General features: G+C 72.0%; 16 protein-coding genes. 3 read left to right on the forward strand and 13 right to left on the reverse strand.

Annotated features, from left to right (window positions below; all coding sequences use genetic code 11):
- The 7 genes from RKD20_RS11115 to RKD20_RS11145 form a co-directional block, all read right to left on the reverse strand.
- A complete protein-coding gene (locus RKD20_RS11115; protein WP_424877590.1) occupies window positions 1–2544 on the reverse strand; it encodes a polynucleotide kinase-phosphatase in 2544 nt (847 codons plus the stop codon).
- Window positions 2541–4019, reverse strand: a complete 1479-nt coding sequence (locus RKD20_RS11120) for a 3' terminal RNA ribose 2'-O-methyltransferase Hen1 (protein ID WP_424877591.1) — start codon at window positions 4017–4019, stop codon at window positions 2541–2543. The genes RKD20_RS11115 and RKD20_RS11120 overlap by 4 nt, the downstream gene beginning before the upstream one ends.
- 133 nt (window positions 4020–4152) lie before the next feature.
- Window positions 4153–5076: an LLM class F420-dependent oxidoreductase gene (locus RKD20_RS11125; protein ID WP_424877592.1), complete on the reverse strand. Its 924-nt coding sequence runs from the start codon at window positions 5074–5076 to the stop codon at window positions 4153–4155.
- A 304-nt stretch (window positions 5077–5380) separates the two neighbouring features.
- Complete coding sequence (locus RKD20_RS11130) at window positions 5381–5845, reverse strand: DUF6099 family protein (RefSeq protein WP_020122472.1); 465 nt, start codon at window positions 5843–5845, stop codon at window positions 5381–5383.
- Between the two features lie 158 nt (window positions 5846–6003).
- Window positions 6004–6330, reverse strand: a complete 327-nt coding sequence (locus RKD20_RS11135) for a nucleotide pyrophosphohydrolase (protein WP_424877593.1) — start codon at window positions 6328–6330, stop codon at window positions 6004–6006.
- A complete protein-coding gene (locus RKD20_RS11140; protein WP_424877594.1) occupies window positions 6327–7523 on the reverse strand; it encodes an AAA family ATPase in 1197 nt (398 codons plus the stop codon). The genes RKD20_RS11135 and RKD20_RS11140 overlap by 4 nt, the downstream gene beginning before the upstream one ends.
- Before the next feature lie 81 nt (window positions 7524–7604).
- Complete coding sequence (locus RKD20_RS11145) at window positions 7605–7994, reverse strand: cell division protein SepF (protein WP_390107492.1); 390 nt, start codon at window positions 7992–7994, stop codon at window positions 7605–7607.
- A gap of 213 nt (window positions 7995–8207) precedes the next feature.
- Between RKD20_RS11145 and RKD20_RS11150 the strand changes: the two genes are divergently transcribed.
- The gene (locus RKD20_RS11150; protein ID WP_424877595.1) at window positions 8208–9932 is read left to right on the forward strand and encodes a hypothetical protein; all 1725 of its coding nucleotides are present in this window, start codon (window positions 8208–8210) and stop codon (window positions 9930–9932) included.
- On the opposite strand, the gene RKD20_RS11155 is transcribed toward RKD20_RS11150, so the two are convergent.
- A complete protein-coding gene (locus tag RKD20_RS11155; RefSeq protein WP_424877596.1) occupies window positions 9913–10428 on the reverse strand; it encodes a YceI family protein in 516 nt (171 codons plus the stop codon). The two genes, RKD20_RS11150 and RKD20_RS11155, sit on opposite strands and share 20 nt — an antisense overlap.
- 82 nt (window positions 10429–10510) lie before the next feature.
- On the opposite strand from RKD20_RS11155, the gene RKD20_RS11160 reads away from it, so the two are divergent.
- Window positions 10511–10990 carry a MarR family winged helix-turn-helix transcriptional regulator gene (locus tag RKD20_RS11160; RefSeq protein WP_424877597.1) on the forward strand — a complete coding sequence of 160 codons (480 nt, stop codon included), beginning with the start codon at window positions 10511–10513 and terminating at the stop codon, window positions 10988–10990.
- A gap of 179 nt (window positions 10991–11169) precedes the next feature.
- Here RKD20_RS11160 and RKD20_RS11165 read toward each other — a convergent pair whose 3' ends face one another.
- From RKD20_RS11165 to RKD20_RS11185, 5 genes are all read right to left on the reverse strand, one after another.
- Complete coding sequence (locus tag RKD20_RS11165) at window positions 11170–11754, reverse strand: sigma-70 family RNA polymerase sigma factor (RefSeq protein ID WP_424877598.1); 585 nt, start codon at window positions 11752–11754, stop codon at window positions 11170–11172.
- 187 nt (window positions 11755–11941) lie between these two features.
- Entirely contained in the window at window positions 11942–12583 is a 642-nt protein-coding gene (locus RKD20_RS11170; protein WP_424877599.1) for a hypothetical protein, read from the reverse strand.
- 66 nt (window positions 12584–12649) lie between these two features.
- Window positions 12650–13351, reverse strand: coding sequence for a YcnI family protein (locus RKD20_RS11175; RefSeq protein ID WP_424877600.1), 702 nt, complete (start codon window positions 13349–13351; stop codon window positions 12650–12652).
- Between the two features lie 41 nt (window positions 13352–13392).
- Complete coding sequence (locus tag RKD20_RS11180; RefSeq protein WP_424877601.1) at window positions 13393–13968, reverse strand: hypothetical protein; 576 nt, start codon at window positions 13966–13968, stop codon at window positions 13393–13395.
- 48 nt (window positions 13969–14016) lie between these two features.
- On the reverse strand, window positions 14017–18153 hold the full coding sequence (locus RKD20_RS11185; RefSeq protein WP_424877602.1) for a molybdopterin-dependent oxidoreductase: 4137 nt from the start codon (window positions 18151–18153) through the stop codon (window positions 14017–14019).
- Between the two features lie 226 nt (window positions 18154–18379).
- Between RKD20_RS11185 and RKD20_RS11190 the strand changes: the two genes are divergently transcribed.
- A complete protein-coding gene (locus RKD20_RS11190) occupies window positions 18380–18826 on the forward strand; it encodes a Fur family transcriptional regulator (RefSeq protein WP_351990632.1) in 447 nt (148 codons plus the stop codon).
- The last annotated feature ends 4 nt before the right edge of the window (window positions 18827–18830 follow it).

Below are 18830 nucleotides of genomic sequence, written 5' to 3' on the forward strand. Positions count from 1 at the left end.
TCACAAGCGGGGATCCACCGGCTCCGACTCCAGCGCCAGCACCCCGAACACCGCCTCGTGGACCCGCCACAGCGGCTCGCCCTCCGCCAGCCGGTCCAGGGCCTCCAGGCCGAGGGCGTACTCGCGGATCGCGAGGGAGCGCTTGTGGTTCAGGAACCGCTTGCGCAGGCGGTCGAGGTTCTCCGGACGGGTGTACTCGGGGCCGTAGATGATCCGCAGGTACTCCCGGCCGCGGCACTTGATGCCGGGCTGGACCAGACGGCCCTCCGCGCTGCGGACCACCGCGCCGAGCGGCTTGACGACCATGCCCTCGCCGCCCCGCCCTGTCATCTCCAGCCACCAGTCGACGCCCGCCCGCACCGACTCCGGGTCACCGGTGTCGACGTAGAGGCGTCGGGTGGTCTGGAGCAGGCCCGTGCCGTCGTGCTCCACCAGGCGGTCGAGCAGGGCCAGCTGCTCGTCGTGCGGGAGCCCCGCGAGGCTGCGGCCCTGGACGGCGAGGACCTGGAAGGGTGCCAGGCGGACGCCGTCCAGGCCGTCCGTGGTCCAGCAGTAGCGGCGGTACGCGTCGGTGAACGCGGCCGCGTTCACGGCGCGTTCCCGCTGCCGGGCCAGCAGGCCGGCGACCTCGACACCTCGTGCCGCGGCGCCTTCCAGCGCGGCCAGCGCGCCCGGGAACACCGCGCCGGACGCGGCGCCGACGGCCGCGTACTGCGAGCGCAGCAGGCCCGAGGCCTTCAGTGACCACGGCATCAGCTCGGCGTCCAACAGCAGCCAGTCCGTGTCGAGTTCGCCCCACAGGCCCGCCTCGCCGACAGCCGTCCGCAGGCGGTCCAGGATCGACTCCGTCACCGACTCGTCGTCGAAGAACGGGCGGCCCGTGCGGGTGTAGAGGGAGCCCGTAGGACCGTCGACGCCGAAGCGCCTCCGGGCCGTCTCCGCGTCCCGGCACACCAGGGCCACCGCCCGCGAGCCCATGTGCTTCTCCTCGCACACGACCCGCTCGACCCCGTCCCCGGCGTACTGCGCGAACGCCTCCGCCGGGTGCTCCAGGAAGCCCTCAACGTGGCTGGTGGCCGTCGGCGCCATCGTCGGCGGCAGGTACGGCAGCAGCCGCGGGTCCACCGCGAAGCGGCTCATGACCTCCAGGGCCGCGGCCGCGTTCTCCTCCCGGACGGCGACCCGTCCCGCGTGCCGGGTCTCGACCGCCCGGCGGCCGTGCACATCGGCGAGGTCCAGCGGCCGGCCGTCCTGGCCACCGGGGGCCTCGGACTTCAGCGGCTTCGTCGGCTCGTACCAGACCCGCTCCGCCGGTACGTCGACCAGCTCCCGCTCCGGCCAGCGCAGCGCCGTGAGCTTGCCGCCGAAGACCGCGCCGGTGTCCAGGCAGATGGTGTTGTTGAGCCAGGTCGCCTCCGGGACCGGGGTGTGCCCGTAGACCACGGCCGCCCGGCCGCGGTAGTCCTCCGCCCACGGGTAGCGGACCGGCAGCCCGAACTCGTCGGTCTCACCGGTGGTGTCGCCGTACAGCGCGTGCGAGCGGACCCGGCCGGAGGTGCGGCCGTGGTACTTCTCCGGCAGACCGGCGTGACAGACCACCAGGCGGCCGGCGTCGAGGACGTAGTGGCTGACCAGGCCGTCGATGAACTCCCGCACCTCGGCCCGGAACTCGTCCGGGACGCTCTCCATCTGCTCGATGGTCTCCGCGAGGCCGTGGGTGTGCTGGACCTTGCGCCCCTTGAGGTAACGCCCGTACTTGTTCTCGTGGTTGCCCGGCACGCACAGCGCGTGGCCCGACTTGACCATCGACATCACCCGGCGCAGCACACCGGGGCTGTCCGGGCCGCGGTCGACGAGGTCACCGACGAAGACCGCGGTACGGCCCTCGGGGTGGACGCCGTCGACGTAGCCCAACTTGCCCAGCAGGGACTCGAGTTCGACGGCACAGCCGTGGATGTCGCCGACGATGTCGAAGGGGCCGGTGAGGTGGGTCAGGTCGTTGAAGCGCTTCTCGGTGACGACGGTGGCCTGCTCGATGTCGGCCACCCCGCGCAGGACGTGCACCTTGCGGAAGCCCTCGCGCTCCAAGTGACGGATGGACCGCCGCAGTTCGCGGATGTGCCGCTTGATGACCCGGATCGGCATGTCGGCCCGGTCGGTGCGGGCCGCGTTGCGCTCGGCGCACACCTCCTCGGGCACGTCGAGCACGATGGCGATGGGCAGGACGTCGTACTGCCTGGCCAGGTCGATCAACTGCCGTCGGGAGTCCGACTGCACGCTGGTCGCGTCGACGACCGTGCGACGGCCGGCGGCCAGGCGCTTGCCCGCGATGTAGTGCAGGACGTCGAAGGCGTCCTTCGTCGCGCCCTGGTCGTTCTCGTCGTCGGAGACCAGGCCGCGGCAGAAGTCCGAGGAGATCACCTCGGTCGGCTTGAAGTGCCTGCGGGCGAAGGTCGACTTGCCGGAGCCGGAGGCGCCGACGAGGACGACGAGGGAGAGGTCCGTGATGGGAAGAGTCCGTCCCGTGCGCTGGGTCTCGGTCATGCCGCCTTCGCCTCCTTCTCGGTCCTGGTCACAGTTGTGCGCAATGCGAAAACGGCCATCTGGGTGGGCGGCCCGACCTCCGGGTCGTCCGGCCCCACCGGCGTGAACTCCACGTCGTAGCCGTGCCGTTCGGCCACCGAGGAGGCCCAGGCCCGGAACTCCTCCCGCGTCCACTCGAAGCGGTGGTCACCGTGCCGGACATGTCCGGCCGGGAGCGACTCCCAGCGGACGTTGTACTCGACGTTGGGGGTCGTCACGAGGACGGTCCGCGGCCGGGCCGCGCCGAACACTGCGTACTCCAGGGCGGGCAGCCGGGGCAGGTCGAGGTGCTCGATGACCTCGCTGAGCACGGCGGCGTCGTACCCCTTGAGCCGCTTGTCGGTGTACGCCAGCGAGCCCTGGAAGAGCTGGACGCGGGAGGCCATCCGCTCCCCCATGCGGTCCAGCTTCAGCCGCCGGGCGGCGATGGTGAGCGCCCGCACCGACACGTCGACGCCGACGATCTCGGTGAACTTCGGGTCCTTGAGCAGCGCCTGCACCAACTGGCCCTGTCCGCAGCCGAGGTCGAGGACGCGGGCGGCACCAGCGGCGCGCAGCGCCTGAAGGATCGCCTCGCGGCGCTGGACGGCGAGCGGGGTGGGCTTCTCCTCGGTCTCGGTCTCCGCCTCGACGGCGTTGTCGATGTCCTCGACCTCGCTGTCGTCGGCCTCGGCGAGCCGCACCAGTTCCAGACGTTCCATCGCCTCCCGCGTCAGCGACCAGCGGCGGGACAGGTAACGGCTGGTGATCAGCTTCTGCTCCGGGTGCTCGGCCAGCCAGCCCTCACCGGCCCTGAGCAGCTTGTCGACCTCGTCGGAGGCCACCCAGTAGTGCTTGGCGTCGTCGAGGACGGGGAGGAGCACGTACAGGTGGCGCAGGGCCTCGGCGACGGTGAGCCGCGTGGACTCCAGTTCGAGCCGGACGTAGCGCGAGTCGCCCCACTCCGGGAACTCGCTGTCCAGCGCCACCGGTTCGACGGTCACGGTCCAGCCGAGCGGCTCGAAGAGACCCCGTACGAGCTCCAGGCCGCCTCGGGCCGGAAGCGCCGGTACCTCGATGCGCAACGGCCGGGGCTGCGAGGGCAGTTCGGGCTTCGCGGTGCACACACCGCGCATCGCGCTGGAGAAGACCGCGCTCAGCGCCACCGCGAGCAGCGAGGAGGCCGCGTAAGGACGGTCGTTGACGTACTGCGCGAGCGCCGCGTCCGGGGCGCCGCCGCGTCCCTTGCCCTTGCCGCGCTTGACCAGCGCCACCGCGTCGACCTCCAGCAGCAACGCCGCCGTGCAGCGCTGATCGTCCGCCTCCGGATACAGGACGTGCGCCCTGCCGTAGGAGGTGGAGAACGCCTGCGCCTTCTCGGGATGCTTGTGCAGCAGGTAGCCGAGGTCGGTGGCGGGGCGCTCGGGAGTGCCGGTGGTACTGATCGTCAGAAACATGCGAGTGGCCTCTCCGGCCGGTGGCAGGGACAGGGTGCCGTACGCGCGAGAGCCCCCGAGGACGGTGATCCTGGGGGGCTCGGCAGGACGACGCCCTCAGCTTCGCACAGGGGCTGTGACCAGCGCCTTCGATTTACGGCAGTTGCGACTGCACCTGCGCGGAGATCAGCTCCAGGTGGTCCAGGTCGTCGAGGTCGAGGATCTGGAGGTAGATCCGGCGGGAGCCGACGGCGGCGTAGCGGCCGATCTTGTCGACGACCTCGGCGGGGGTGCCGGCCAGGCCGTTGGTCTTGAGCTCCTCGACGTCCCGGCCGATGGCCGCGGCACGGCGGGCGACCTCCTGGTCGTCCTTGCCGACGCAGGCGACGAGGGCGTTGGAGAAGGTGATCGCGTCGGCCTCGCGGCCCGCCTCCTGGGCGGCGGCACGGACCCGGCCGAACTGCGTCTCGCTGTCCTCGACCGAGCCGAACGGCATGTTGAACTCGTCGGCGTACCGCGCGGCCAGGCGCGGGGTGCGGGTCGCGCCGTGGCCGCCGATCAGCACGGGGATCTTGTTCTGGGCGGGCTTGGGCAGCGCGGGCGACCTGGTCAGCTCGTAGTGCTTGCCGTGGAAGTCGAAGGTCTTGCCGGGCTCGGTGGCCCACAGGCCGGTGACGATCTCCAGCTGTTCCTCCAGGCGGGAGAACTTCTCCTTCGGGAACGGGATGCCGTACGCGGTGTGCTCCTCCTCGAACCACCCGGCACCCAGGCCCAGTTCGACGCGGCCGCCGGACATCTGGTCGACCTGGGCGACCTGGATGGCGAGGACGCCGGGGAGCCGGAAGGTGGCGGCGGTCATCAGGGTGCCCAGGCGAATCCGCTTGGTCTCGCGGGCGAGCCCGGCGAGGGTGATCCAGGCGTCGGTGGGGCCGGGGAGGCCGTCGGCGTCGCCCATCTTGAGGTAGTGGTCGGAACGGAAAAATGCGCTGAACCCGAGATCCTCGGTGGCCTTGGCGACGGTGAGGAGGGTGTCGTAGCTCGCGCCCTGCTGGGGCTCGGTGAAGATGCGGAGATCCATGACTCCATCCTGCACGCAGCGGTTCGCAATACTCCCATCGGTCCCTGTGCTCCCACGCGTCCCCGGGCGGGTGAAAATCCGACACTGGACGCGGACCTTCAGGGGTCCGGGGGTTCGGTGGGGCGGGGGGGGTCGGCGAGGAGGAGGCCGGCTGAGGGCAGTTTTCGACTGCGGGCCGGTGGGGGCTGGTCGCGCCCCGCGGCGGAGCCGCTGATGTCACAGCCCCGCGCCCCTGAGTGGGTGCGGTCGAGCTGTGTCCGGTTGTACCCACCCGACCAGCCACGACGCTCCCACGGCCGAGGACTCACCCCGCCTCCGGCAACTCGTCCCCCCGGTCCGCCAGTCTTCGCAGCATCTGCAGCACCCGGTCCCGCGACTCGTCCGCCGCGTCGATCGCCTCCATGCACTGCCAGTACGTCGTCTCGTCGTCCGCCGCGCAGGCGAGGCCGACCAGGGCTATGCCCACCTCGCCGAGGAGGCCGCCGAGGTAGAGGAGCGCCTGGCGGGCATCGCCGAGTTCGGTGAGCTGGGCGGCCCGCAGCTCCGCCAGGGCGATGTCGGGACGCTCCAGGACCCCGCAGCCCCGGCCCGCCAGTTCGGTCAACCCCAGTGCCTCGCCCCGGAGTTCCGGGGGGCCGGCGACCGCGAGACGGCTCCCTATCGCCTGGGCCAGGGCCTGCGCCTGCCACACCTCCGCCATGACCTGGGGTGCCTCGCCACCCCCGGCCAGGGCACGCCTGCTCGTCACGATGAGCCGCACCGCGTCCATCGGCTGCCCCCGTCCACGTCCGCCCGAACTCCCTTGTCCACTACCCAGAGTGAGCTCGCTCGGAACGAAAAACCAGAGGTAGACGGAAATCTGTGGACAACAAATCGGTTTCGACGCAGCTTTCCGTCACGGAGAGTGAAAGAGGACTGCATCCTTCCTCACGGCGCCGGAAACCGCCGCTCGTTGCGGTCGATCTTCGCGTCCAGCGCGGTCAGCGGATCGACGCCGAGCACCTCGCACAGCTGGAGCAGATACGCGAGCACGTCGGCGATCTCGTCCGTGACGCGGTGCGCGCTGTCGGGGTCGTCCATGACCCGGGTCGACTCCTCGGGGGTCAACCACTGGAAGATCTCGACCAGTTCGGAGGCCTCCACGCTGAGCGCGGCGGCGAGGTTCTTGGGGGTGTGGTATTGCTGCCAGTCGCGCGCCGCCGCGAAGTCGGCCAGCCGGCGCTGCAGTTTCGCCACGTCGAGAGGTTCGGTCACGGCTCCAGGTGTACCACCGTGACGCCGTCCACCCCGGCGGCCCACGAGGCGTCGCTCACCGCGCCGACGAGCCGGATGTGCCCGCGCTCGCACATCCGCACGGCCAGCCCCAGCAGTTCGGTCCGCTGCCGTGGGTCCAGGCTCCGGTCGAGGTTGTCGGCGAGCACGGTGAGCGTCTGCATCGCGGCGGGCACCTCGCCGGCCGGGTCGACCTCCAGCACCCCAGGGCCGGTGAGCAGCACCAGGGCGAGGGCGAGATACCGCAACTCGCCGTCGCCCAGCCGCGCGAGCTCGGTGCGGCCGCCGTCCCCGCGGTCGAGCAGGGCCCTGACCCGCCCGGCGTCCAGGGGTTCGGCGAGCACGTCGGCGACGGGGCCCGCGCAACCGGCCCGCACCGCGGCGACGAGTTGGGCGTGCCGTCGGCCGCACTCCGCCCGGGTGCGCCACAGCACGTCGGCGAGGTTGTCGCAGCCGCCGAGCAGCCGTCCCGAACCGGTCGGCACGGGCAGGCGCATGCGTCCGGGCCGCGGGTCGCAGCCGAAGACGGAGCGCAGGGCGACGACCATCTGTTCGGCGGCGGCGAGCACCCGCCGCTGTCCGTCCGTCTTGCCGGCCACGCGCAGCGGCAGCAGGGGGGTGCCGAGCCGGTCGTCCGGGAGCGGGGCGCGGGTGACCGGGGCGCTCCCGGCGGTGTGCCAGGCGGCCTGCACGGCCCGGCGGGAGGGATCGCGCAGGGCGGTCTCCAGCAGGACGAGCCCGCCGGAGGTCAACCGCTCCCCCACGATGCGCAGTTCGGGCTCGGCCTGGACGGCGAGGTCGAGGCGGACCGGCCCCTCGGGCCCGTCGGCCGTGCAGCCGATCCGGAAGCCGCGGCGGCGCTGTGCGTCGGGGCGGGCCCGGTCGGGGACACAGGCTTCGGGCCGGAGGAACACCTCGCCGAGGCTCGCGCCGCCACCGAGTCGCGCGAGCGCCTGGTACGCCCTGAGCGCGCTCGTCTTGCCGCTGCCGCTGGGGCCGGCGAACAGGGTCAGGGGTCCGAGCGGCAGCCCGGCCCGCCGGTGCCCGGCGTACGCGGAGAGCCGCAGCTCGACGAGGCAGGGCCGGTCGGGGCGGCGCGCGCCACCCTGCGTCGGCTCCGCGAGCGGAGAGGCCGACTGAGCCGGCACTACGGAGGAGATGGGGGACAGACGCATATCCGGACCGTAGGAGTCCGCCACCGGGCGAACCGTTCCTCCGCGCTGGCCTTCCTACGAACGGGCTAACCTCCCCGAGGCTCAGGCCCCCGGCATCCCCGCGCTCTCCATCAGGCCCGTCACCTCGGTTCCGGCCGGGGTGAGCAGGAACACGTTCCGGTCCACCCGGTGCATCCCGCTGGCCAGCCCGAACACGACGCCCGTACTGAAGTCGAGGACCCGCTTGGCGACCTCGGTCTCCGCGCTGGTGAGGTCGAGCAGGACGGGGATGCCCGCCATCAGGGTCTCGGCGACCTCGCGGGCGTCCGCGAAGACGTTGATCCGCAGCACGACGAAACGGCGTCTGGCCTCGGTCTCGGCCTCCGGCATGGACCGGTGTCCGACCGCGGACGGCCACGCGTCCCGCCCGCGCAACGGAACGACCTGGGCGAGCCCCTCCCACTGTTCATCGGTGACGTCGTACCTGTTCACCGGCTCCCCCCGATCCGACTCGCCTTCAATGCCTGCACCAGCCAATTCTTACGCCAAGTCACCCGTTCGGCCCAACAACGACACGGTCCGCGACCGTCGCGGCGGTCACATCACACCGCCTCCGCCGCGGACGAAAGGGTCTTACCCGCCTCACACCGGACTCTTGGCCTCCGGCCGATCCCCCCTCACCAGGTCCGATTAGCGTCCGGTGACGTGCTCCTGGCAGATACTCAGCTGTCGGCACCCGGCCGGCCGACCCAGCCGACGGTGTCCGCCGCCCCGGAACCCCCCACGCAGTGGCATCGCGTCCTGACGCTGCTCGCGGACGTCAGCCTCTTCATCGGCACGCGCGAGGTGTGGACCCAGGCGGCCACCCACCGGCCGGCCGTGGCCGCGGTGATCTCGGTCTGCTACGCCTCGATCCTGGTCTGCGGCGTCCTGGCCCTGGTCGTGCGCGGCCGGCGGTCGCTCGCGCGCGTGGACCTGTGCGTGCTGGTGACCGGCCTGACGCTCGCCCTGTGCGCGTTCGTCCTGTTCCACCGCGGCTCCGACGAGTCCGTCCTCACCGCCCAGGCGGCCCGCGACCTGGTCGCCGGGCACGGGATCTACGGGCGTCCCTGGCCCTGGCTCTTCGGCGGCAACGGCATCGCGCTCACCCCGACGGTCACGGGCGGCTACGACTACACGTACGGCTATCCCCCGCTCGCCCCGCTGCTGACCGCACCCTTCCTGTGGCTCGGGCACGGCGGTCTGCCGGCCATCGTGATGAGCACCGGAGCACTGCTCGTCGGCACGGTCGTGCTGTGGTGGCTGCTGCCCGCCCCGTGGCGGTCGGCGGCGACCATGACGTGCCTGGGGTTCTCGATGCTTCCCATGTACGGCCGTCTCGGCTACCCGGCGATCCTGGCGCTGGCCCTGCTGGTGCCGGTGGTGGTGCGCTGGCCCCGGATCGGCCGGGGCGGGCGGCTGGGTCCTGCCGGGGTGGCGCAGGCCGCCTGTCTGGGCGCGGCGTGCGCGGCACAGCAACTGCCGTGGTTCCTCGCGCCGTTCCTGCTCGCCGGGATCTACGCGGTACGGCGCGGGGAGCTCGGCGGGCGGGCGGCGGGCCTGGTGGTGCTGCGGCTCGCCGGGGTCGCCACCACCGTATGGCTGCTGATCAACACGTACTTCGTCGTGAGCCAGCCGGTCGCCTGGCTTAAGGGGATCGCGCTGCCGCTGATCCAGGGCGCGGTGCTGCACGGCCAGGGCCTGGTGGGGGTGTCGCTGTATCTGACGGACGGCAGTGACCGGCTCGACTGGTACGGGTACGCGAGTCTGCTGCTGCTCGCCGGTCTGTCCGTGCTGTTCGTGCTGTTCGTGCGCCGTCTCGGTCCGGCGGCGACCGTGCTGCCGTGGCTGGCCTTCTGGCTGGCGACGCGTTCGCAGGACGGCTACTACCTGATGATGACCCCGCTGTGGCTGGCGGCGGCGGTCACCGCGCCGGCCTCGGAGTTCGCGGGGGCCTGGCAGCCGTTCACGCGCCGGCTCGCCGGCCCGCACCGGCGTCCGGCGCGGATCGCCGCGGCCGTCGTACTGCTGAGTCCGGCTCTGCTGAGCGCGACGCTGGCGGCCACCGGGTCGCCGCCCCTGCGCATGGAGGTCACCTCGGTGCGCCATGACGTGCGCGCGCTCTCCCGGCTGACCCTCCGCGTCACCAACATGGACGACGACGCCCTCACGCCCCACTTCACCCTCACCCGGGGCCAGGGCATGTACCCGTACTTCTCGGTACTGCGCGGTCCGGCCACACTGCCCGCCCACACGACGGCGACCTATGAGCTGCGGCCGCCCGGGGGGACGTACGCCCTCCCGAAGCCGGGTCAGAAGATCCGGCTGCGGGTGTTCACGTCCTCGCCGCAGACGCTGTCGAGCACCTACGTCACGCTGCCGACCGCTTGAAGGTGAGCGCGGCGGTGATCGTGGTCAGGCCGCGGATCATGCCGAGCTGGTTCCAGCCCAGGCCGAACTGCTCGCGGTCCACCGAGAACTCGGCCTGCAGTGTGACCGCGTCGGCGCTCGCGTCGACGAGCCGGGCGGTGAAGGACTGGGGGCGGCTGACGCCGCGCGCGGTGAGCTGGCCGATCACATGGACCTGGTCGCCGTCGCGCAGCTCGGCGCTGCGCACCGCGAAGGTGATCTCGGGGTGGTTCTCGACGTCGAAGAAGTCGGACCCGCGCAGGTGTGCGTCCCGCTTGGCGTTCTTGGTGTCGAGGGTGGCGGCGTCAAGGGTCACGGTGCCGACGGCGGACCCGTCGGCCCGCACCTCGCCCTGACCGTCCACGGTGGTGAAGGTGCCCTTCACGGTGACCAGGCCCCACATCGTCCTGTGCTTGAGCGCGACGGTGGTGGCGGTCCGGTCGAGCTGCCAGGTTCCGGTTTCGACGGCGACGGTCATGATCCCTCACTTCTGTAGTCCAAATTTGGATGACAGTACGCTAGCCCATACTCCAAATTTGAACAACAGCTACACTCGAAGCATGGCCGATCCGTCCGAATGCCCCGCCACGTCCGGTGGGCTCCTGCCCCCTGAGCTGCACGCATGGATGCTGATGCTGGCCGCGACGGGGGCCGTCGAGCAGGAGCTGCGCTCCGTCGTCAAGGAACGGCTGGACGTCTCGCACGACGAGTTCCTGGTCCTGTGTCTGCTCGCCGCCGACCCCGGCCAGGCCCTGCGCATGACCCGGATCGCCGAACTCCTGGGCCGCCCGAAGACCCGCCTCACCTACCAGATCGCCTGCCTCCAGCACGCCGGTCTGGTCACCCGCAAGTCGGTCTGCGGCGACAAGCGGGGCATCGAGGTCGCCCTCACCGAGAAGGCCCGGGGCCTGCTCAAGGAGGCCTCCGAGGCACTCGCCGAGGCGGTCAAGGAGGCCCTGGGGCGTTTCATGGGCCCGGCGCAGCGCCAGGCGTTGTGCGCCCTGATGCCCGACTTCGCCACGGAGACGGCACCGGAGTAGTCACCGGTGCGGTGCGGGTCCCCCAGGGGCCTCAATGACGCCTCCCACCTGCCCGTTCATGTCCTACGCCGGCCTCTGAACCGGCGGTGAGCGCACTCAGGGGCGCGGGGAACTGCGCGACCAGCCACCACGCTGCCGCACCCGCGCCACAGCCCCTCGTGGCACCCCGACAGGCGCAGTCACACCGCCAGTTCCATCAGCACCCTCCTGGCCCGCGCCACCCGGGACCGCACAGTGCCCACCGGGCAACCGCTCACCGCGGCAGCCTCCTCGTACGACAGGCCCAGCAGCTGCGTCAGCACGAACGCCTCCCGCCGCTCCTCGGACAACGCGCCCAACAGGTCGAGCAGCGCTATCCCGTCGTCGAACCCGGGCACATCCCGGGGCTGCGCACGCTCCACCGCGGCCTGCCAGTCCGAACCGTCGTACCGGCGGGGTCGAGCTGCCGCGTGCCGAAACCCGTCGATCACCGCACGGCGGGCGATGGACAGCAGCCAGGTCCGTGCCGAGGACCGCCCCTCGAACCGGTGCAGACTGCCGAGCGCCCGCAGGAAGGTGTCCTGGGCCAGGTCGTCCACGGACTGGGGGTCGGCGCAGAGGTAGGAGACGTAGCGCAGGACGTCATGGTGCAGCGCGCGGACGAAGTGGTCGACGGCGTCGGTGTCACCGGCCCGGGCGGCGAGTGCCCAGGCGGTGGCGGAGGCGTCGGCGGACTCCCGTTGAGCGCGGAGTTCGGCAGAGGCGGGCAGGGCGGAAGTGATCACCAGGTGTCCTTCTCGGGTCAGCCGTGATCCGGACCGCTCCGGCGCACAGGGGTGCACGGCGGTCCGGTGAGGGGATACGGCCGTGCGGCGACCACATGTGCGCAGGGCACAGGTGCGGCAGCGCCCAGGTGCGGGTGCACGACCGAGCCCGAGGCGCGCGAGGGCCGCCTCGGGGAACCGTCTGTCGTCAGGCGACAGCGGTCCCCGGGGGCGGGCCCCGATGGGTGATCGCGTGGACGAGAAGGAGAAGCCGCGGCGCCCGCTGCGAGCGGGCCCTGCGTGCCCGCAGACGCGGGCGGTGCGGGGTGGCGGGCAGGGCGAGCAGCAGTCGCAGCGGGGCGACCAGCCGTGCCGCGACGGCCCGCAGGATGCGGAACGCGGCCCGTTCGCCGTACGCCAGCCAGAGCCCGGTGAGGAGCGCGGCGAGCAGGTGGGCGGCGTACATCCCGAACGGCACGAGGAACGAGAGGGCGCCGACGCCCGACGAGGTCCCCGCCGGGGCCGCATCGAGGGAGTCCATGCCGCTCATGTGCATGGACTCCATGTGCATCCCACCCATGTCCTGCGCAGCCGTTGTGGGCTGCGCCAGGGAGAACGCCGAGTGGAGGGCCGTCTGGGCTGCGACCACGACGGCCACGATCAGCGGCAGCCCGCGTTCCCGGCCGGCCAGACACCAGCCCGCGCACCCGGTCACCGCCAGGCCCGCGGCCAGTGTCCAACCCGGCACAGGGGCGCCGGACATGAGGACGTGGCCCAGGGCGGCGAGCAGCACACAGACGGCCGCGAACACCGCGGCCCGTACTGTGCGTGAACACCACCCTGCTGTCATGGCGCCTCATCCTCCCATCCGGGCACCCGCCTTCACCTGTGGGTACGGAAATCCACAGGTTCCGGCTCACTGCGCACGGCGACTCCGTACGACGGCGAAGGCGCCCGCCGCCAGCCCCAGGACGCCCACGACCAGTCCGGCGACGCCGAGGCCGCGGGCGGTCGAGTCGCTCGCGGAGGCGGCGGAGGCGGTCGCCGACGCCTTCGGGGCCGCGGACGTGCCGGTTTCCGAGGTCAGCTTCAGGACGGGCGCCGGGTTCTCCGGCTCCTCGTCGCCCCCGGCGGCCTCCTCGATCCAGCGGACGACCTTCCCGTCGGAGTACGTCTGGAGGGTCTTGAAGGCCAGCCGGGCGGTGTCGTCCGGCAGTTGGCCGAAGGCGACGTCGAAGTCCTCGTACTGGCCGGGGCCGATCTTCCCGCCGGTCCAGGTGATCTCGGAGACCGCGTCGGTGATCGTGCCGTCGTCCGTCTTGACCGGCGTCTTGAGCTTGGTGTCGGTGACCTTGGCGGTCCAGCCGTCGTGCGGGGAGACGAGCACGCCGAGCAGGGGGTGGTCGGTGGGCAGGAACAGCTGGACCTTCGTGGTCCTCGCGGTGTCGCTCTCGTCGGGCACGCGGAAGGTGAGCGCGCCGTCGGTGGCGCCCTTGGCGTAGCTGTCGGGATGGACGGTGACGTGCGCGGAGGCGACGCCCGCGGCGGTGAGGACGGCGGTGGCGGCGAGGGCGGTGCCGAGGCCGGCGCGGCGCAGGGCGGTGCGTGCTGAGGACATGGGTGAGGGATCTCCGTACTGACAGGAAAGGGGTGAAGGGGTCAGATCGCGTACGGGATCGAGGTGGGCGGTCCGCGCCGGTGGACGGTGTGGCGGAGCAGGAGGGGGCAGGGGGTGCGCGGGCCGTCGGCCGGTGGGCGTACGGGGTCCGGGGCGACCGGTTCGCCGTATCCCTGCCACCAGGCCGCGAGGCCCGGCACGAGCGTGACCGCCCGGCGCAGGATCGACCACAGGGCGGCCTCGCCGCGCCGCAGCCACCAGGTCAGCAGGACGGCGGCCGAGACGTGGGCCGCGGTGGCGTGCGGGGTCAGGGCGTGGACGTGCGAGTGGGTCATGCGCATGCCGTGCATGACCATCACCGTGTGCGGTCGCGCCGCGCCGAAGACCAGATGCAGTCCGCCCTGGGAGGCGAGGGTCGCCCCGCCGATGGCCGCGAGCGACCGTTCGCGGCCGCCGAGCAGCCACCCGGCCGCGAACACCGGCACGAACCCGGCCGCCTGCGTCCACACCGGCGGTGCCACGCCGGTAGCCAGGGTGTGTCCGCCGGCGGCCAGCAGGACGCAGAGCACGGCGAACACCGCCGCGCGCAGGCTCCGGACCGCAGGGGACGCCCTCATGGCGACCGATACTCCCACGTGTGGCCCGAGCCCCGGGCACGGGTTCGGTCAGTAGATGTCACGCACATAGCGCTTGTCGGTGGCGAGTTGCTTCACATAGGCCGCCGCGCCCGCCTCGTCCATGCCGCCGTGGAGGACCGCGATGTCCCGCAGCGCCCGGTCGACGTCCTTCGCCATGCGGGAGGCGTCACCGCACACGTAGAAGTGGGCGCCCTCCTGGAGCCAGGACCACAGCAGCGGGCCGTGTTCGCGCATCCGGTCCTGGACGTAGACCTTGGCGCGCTGGTCGCGGGAGAAGGCGGTGTCCAGACGGGCGAGGGTGCCGTCCGCAAGGAAACCGGTCAGCTCGTCCTCGTAGTAGAAGTCGGTCGCCCGGTGCTGTTCGCCGAAGAACAGCCAGTTCGGGCCCCGTTGACCGAGAGCCCGGCGCTGCTCAAGGAAGCCGACGAAGGGCGCCACACCGGTGCCGGGGCCGACCATGACCATGGGCGTGGCGGAGTCGGCCGGCGGGCGGAAGTGCGGGGAGCGCTGGACGTGGACCGGCACCGGGGTGTCCGCGGCGGCGTCGGCGAGGAAGGGCGAGCACACGCCCTGGCGGGGCCTGCCGCGCAGGTTCTCGTAGCGCACCACGGAGACGGTCAGCGAGACGAGGTGCGGGTCGGTCAGCGGGCTGGACGATATGGAGTACAGGCGCGGCTGGAGGCGTCCGAGGAGCCGCGCCCACTCCTGTGGGCCGGCCTCCACGGCGTACTCCGTGATCACGTCCACGGCCTGCCTGCCCCAGCCCCACCTGGCGAGCTCGTCCTTGTTGTCCGGACGCAGGAGCTTCTTCAACTCCCGTGGGTCCCGGGTGCGTTCGGCCACGAACCGGAGCAGTCCCGGGGTGATCCTGGTGATGTCGAGGTGGCGCCGGAACGCCTCGCCGAGTGCGACCTCGCCGACGCCGTTGACGTCCACGCAGGCCCCGGCGTCCAGACCGGTGATCGCGAGCCACTCCTCGACCAGGTCGGCCGAGTTGAGCGGCCGGATGCCGAGGGCGTCGCCCGCCTCGTAGAGCAGCGGGCTCTCCGCGTCCCGGGTGTCGAAGGTGAACCTGCGGACCTCCTTGCCGGCGCCGGGCAGGCTCAGGAGGCGGTTGCCGGTGAGACGGGCGAGGACGGGGACGGGTTTCTTCGAGCGGGGCGGGGTGGCCGGGGTCCGCGGGGCCGAGGTCGGCCGGGCCGCGAGGTGGGCCGACTCGCCCGTGCCGGAGGACCCCGGAATGTCGGACAGCGCCGTCAGGACCTCGTCGAGCCACCCGTGCGCCGCGTCCTCGAAGTCCGGCTCGCAGTCCCTGCGCGGGGCGAGCCGCAGCGCGCCCAGTTCGTCGAGGCGCCGGTCGAGACGGCGGCCGTGTCCGCAGAAGTCGTCGTACGAGGAGTCGCCGAAGGCCAGCACCGCGTACCGCCGGCCCTCCAGGCGAGGCGTGCCGGGATCGGCCAGGGTCTCCCAGAAGCCGCTGCCGTTGTCGGGGGCGTCGCCGTCGCCGAAGGTACTGGTGATCAGCAACAAGTCGGCGCCGGAGGGCAGTTCACCGAGCTCGGCCTGGTCCATGCCGACCAGGGAGGTGCTGTGGCCGACGGTGGTGAGCCGCTCGGCGGTGGCGGCGGCGAACTCCTCGGCTGTGCCCGTCTGCGAGGCCCACAGGATGACGACCTCACGGCGCAGGACCGTGACCGAGGACTGTGTGGGCGAGATCTGTGTGGGCGAGGACTGTGTAGCCGCCGCCCGTGAGTACATCCCGGCGAGTGTGCCGTTCACCCACAGAGCGTGCTCGGGGCTGAAGGGCGCGTCGGGCGGCAGTACCGGCACCCCGGGCGCACCGGCGGGGATCCCGGCGAGGAAGCCGACCAGGTACTGGCGTTCCTGGGCGGTGAGGACGGGCGGCGGGGCCGGGTCTAGGCCGAAGACGGACGCGACCGTGGACGCGGCCGTCGATGCGGCGGGGGCGATCCCGGCGTCCCACGGCGCGGCTGCCGGAACCGGAGCCACCGCGGCCACCGGAGTCCGCACGGTCACCGGCGTGGGCACCTTCGTCAGCGACACCGCGCACACCTTGAACTCCGGCTGGAACGACAGCGGATCGACGGCGTCGCTCGTCACCGCGTTGACGCTCAGGTACTCCCCGAACAGGTCGTTCCAGTGGAAGGGCGCGAAGCAGCACCCGGGCCGCACCCGGTCCGTCACCACGGCCGGCAGCACGGCCCGCCCGCGCCGCGAGGCCACCTCGACGGAGTCGCCGTCGACCACCCCCAGGGCCGAGGCGTCCCGCGGATGCAGCTCCACGAAGGGCCCGGGGTTCAGCTTGTTGAGCTTCGCCACCTTCGCCGTCTTGGTGAGCGTGTGCCACTGGTGCTGGAGCCGCCCGGTGTTCAGGACGAAGGGGTAGTCGTCGTCCGGCATCTCGGCCGGCGGAATGTGCGGCCGGGCGTGGAAGACGGCCCGCCCGCTCGCGGTGGGGAAGCGGAGCGTCCCGTCCTCCCCCACGTACCGGATCGGATTCCGGTCGGGCCCGTCCTCGCTCGCCGCCGGCCACTGCACCGGCGTCCGCCGGAGCCGCTCGTACGAGACCCCGCGCAGATCCCAGCCCGTCTTCGGGTTCCAGGCCCGCTTGATCTCCTCGAAGACGTCCTCCGCGCTGTCGTACGAGAACCCCTTCCCGTACCCCATCTCGCGGGCGACGGCGGCGATGATCCGCCAGTCGGCCATCGCCTCGCCGGGCGGGTCGGCCACGGCCGGCGTCAGCGTGAGGTTGCGCTCGCTGTTGACGAAGACGCCCTCGCCCTCCGTCCACAGCGCACCCGGAAGCACGACATCGGCGTACGCGTTGGTCTCGGTGTCGGCGAAGACGTCCTGGGTGACGACGAACTCGGCGGCTTCCAGGCCCTCGATGACCGTGCGGCGGCCCGCGACGGAGGCGACCGGGTTGGTGCAGATGATCCAGCAGGCCTTGATCTCGCCGTCGGCCATCTTCCGGAACAGCTCGACCGTGCCCTTGCCGACGCCGTCGGCGCGCAGGGTGTCCGGGGGCAGCTCCCAGAGGTCCTCCATGAAGGCCCGCTCGTCGTCGACGAGGACGGAGCGCTGGCCGGGCAGGCCCGGACCCATGTAGCCCATCTCGCGGCCGCCCATGGCGTTGGGCTGGCCGGTGAGGGAGAAGGGGCCGCTGCCGGGGCGGCAGAGGGCACCCGTGGCGAGGTGGAGGTTGACCAGGGCGTTGGTGTTCCAGGTGCCGTGGGTGGACTGGTTGAGTCCCATGGTCCACAGGCTCATCCACTCACCGGCCTCGCCGATCAGCCGCGCCGCCTCCCGGATGTCCTCCTCGGCGAGGCCCGTCGTCCCGGCCACCGCGGCGGGCGGGTAGTCGGCGAGGAACTCCGGCATCGCCTCCCAGCCCTCGGTGTGGGCGGCGATGAAGTCGGGGTCGGTGCGGCCCTCGGCGTGCAGCAGGTGCAGCAGGCCGTTGAGCAGCGCGAGGTCGGTGCCGGGCTCGATCTGGAGGAACAGGTCCGCCTTCGCGGCCGTGGCGGTGCGCCGCGGGTCGACGACGATCACCTTGGCGCCCGCCGACTTCACCCGTTCCATCATCCTGAGGAACAGGATCGGGTGGCAGTCGGCCATGTTGGAGCCGATGACGAGGAAGAGGTCGGCCTTCTCGAAGTCCTGGTAGGAGCCGGGCGGGCCGTCCGCGCCGAGGGACAGCTTGTAGCCGGTGCCGGCACTGGCCATGCAGAGCCGGGAGTTCGACTCGATCTGGTTGGTGCGCAGGAACCCCTTGGCGAGTTTGTTCGCCAGGTACTGGGCCTCCAGGCTCATCTGGCCGGAGACGTAGAGCGAGACCGCATCGGGGCCGTGCTCGTCGATGATCTCCCGCAGCCGCCGGGCCGTCTCGGTGATCGCCACGCCGACGGCTTCCGGCGCCGGCTCCTCGCCCCGCTCGGGCCGTACCAGGGCCGTGGTCAGCCGTCCGGGCGCGGCGAGCAGGTCGGCGGTGGTCGCGCCCTTGGTGCAGAGCTTGCCGAAGTTGGCGGGGTGCTCCTTGTCGCCGGAGGCCTTCAGGACCGTACGCCGCCCGTCGGGGCCCGCACCGATGTCGAGGACCAGCCCGCAGCCCACACCGCAGTACGAGCAGACCGTCCGCACCACGGGCACGCCTCCTGACCTCAGCCGAATCGATCTCACCGACCGTACGAAATGCCCATTACACAGATGTCTCCCGAGCCGTTCATCAGGGGTTACACCGACCGCACACCTCACCGGGCACTGTTGTGAGCCCCTTCGTCGATCAGAGCGGCCCCGATCTGACGCGCCACAGATTTGGAACGGTTCCATTTCTTGAACCATTCGTGTTTGTGGGGGTAGGTTGGTCCCCATGACCGCCCCCCAGCTTCCGAACACCGCCGATGAGCTGCGCGGTGCCGGCCTGCGGGTGACGGCCGCGCGCGTCGCACTGCTCGAGACCGTCCGGGCCGGTGACCACCTGGCGGCCGACGCGATCGCCACGGGAGTGCGCGACCGACTCGGCCACATATCCCTCCAGGCCGTGTACGAGGCCCTGCACTCGCTCACCGCCGCGGGCCTCGTGCGCCGCCTCGAGCCGCCCGGCAGCCCGGCACGGTTCGAGGGACGGGTCGGGGACAACCACCACCACCTGGTCTGCCGGTCGTGCGGGGCCGTCGTCGACGTCGACTGTGCCGTCGGTCACGCGCCTTGCCTGACAGCTTCCGACGACCGCGGCTTCTCGATCGACGAGGCCGAGGTCATCTACTGGGGCCTGTGCCCCGGCTGCTCCACCCAAAGGCTTACTTCAGCACCGTGATCCA

The organism is Streptomyces sp. SLBN-8D4, assembly GCF_049739545.1.
Classification (GTDB): Bacteria; Actinomycetota; Actinomycetes; order Streptomycetales; family Streptomycetaceae; genus Streptomyces; species Streptomyces canus_C.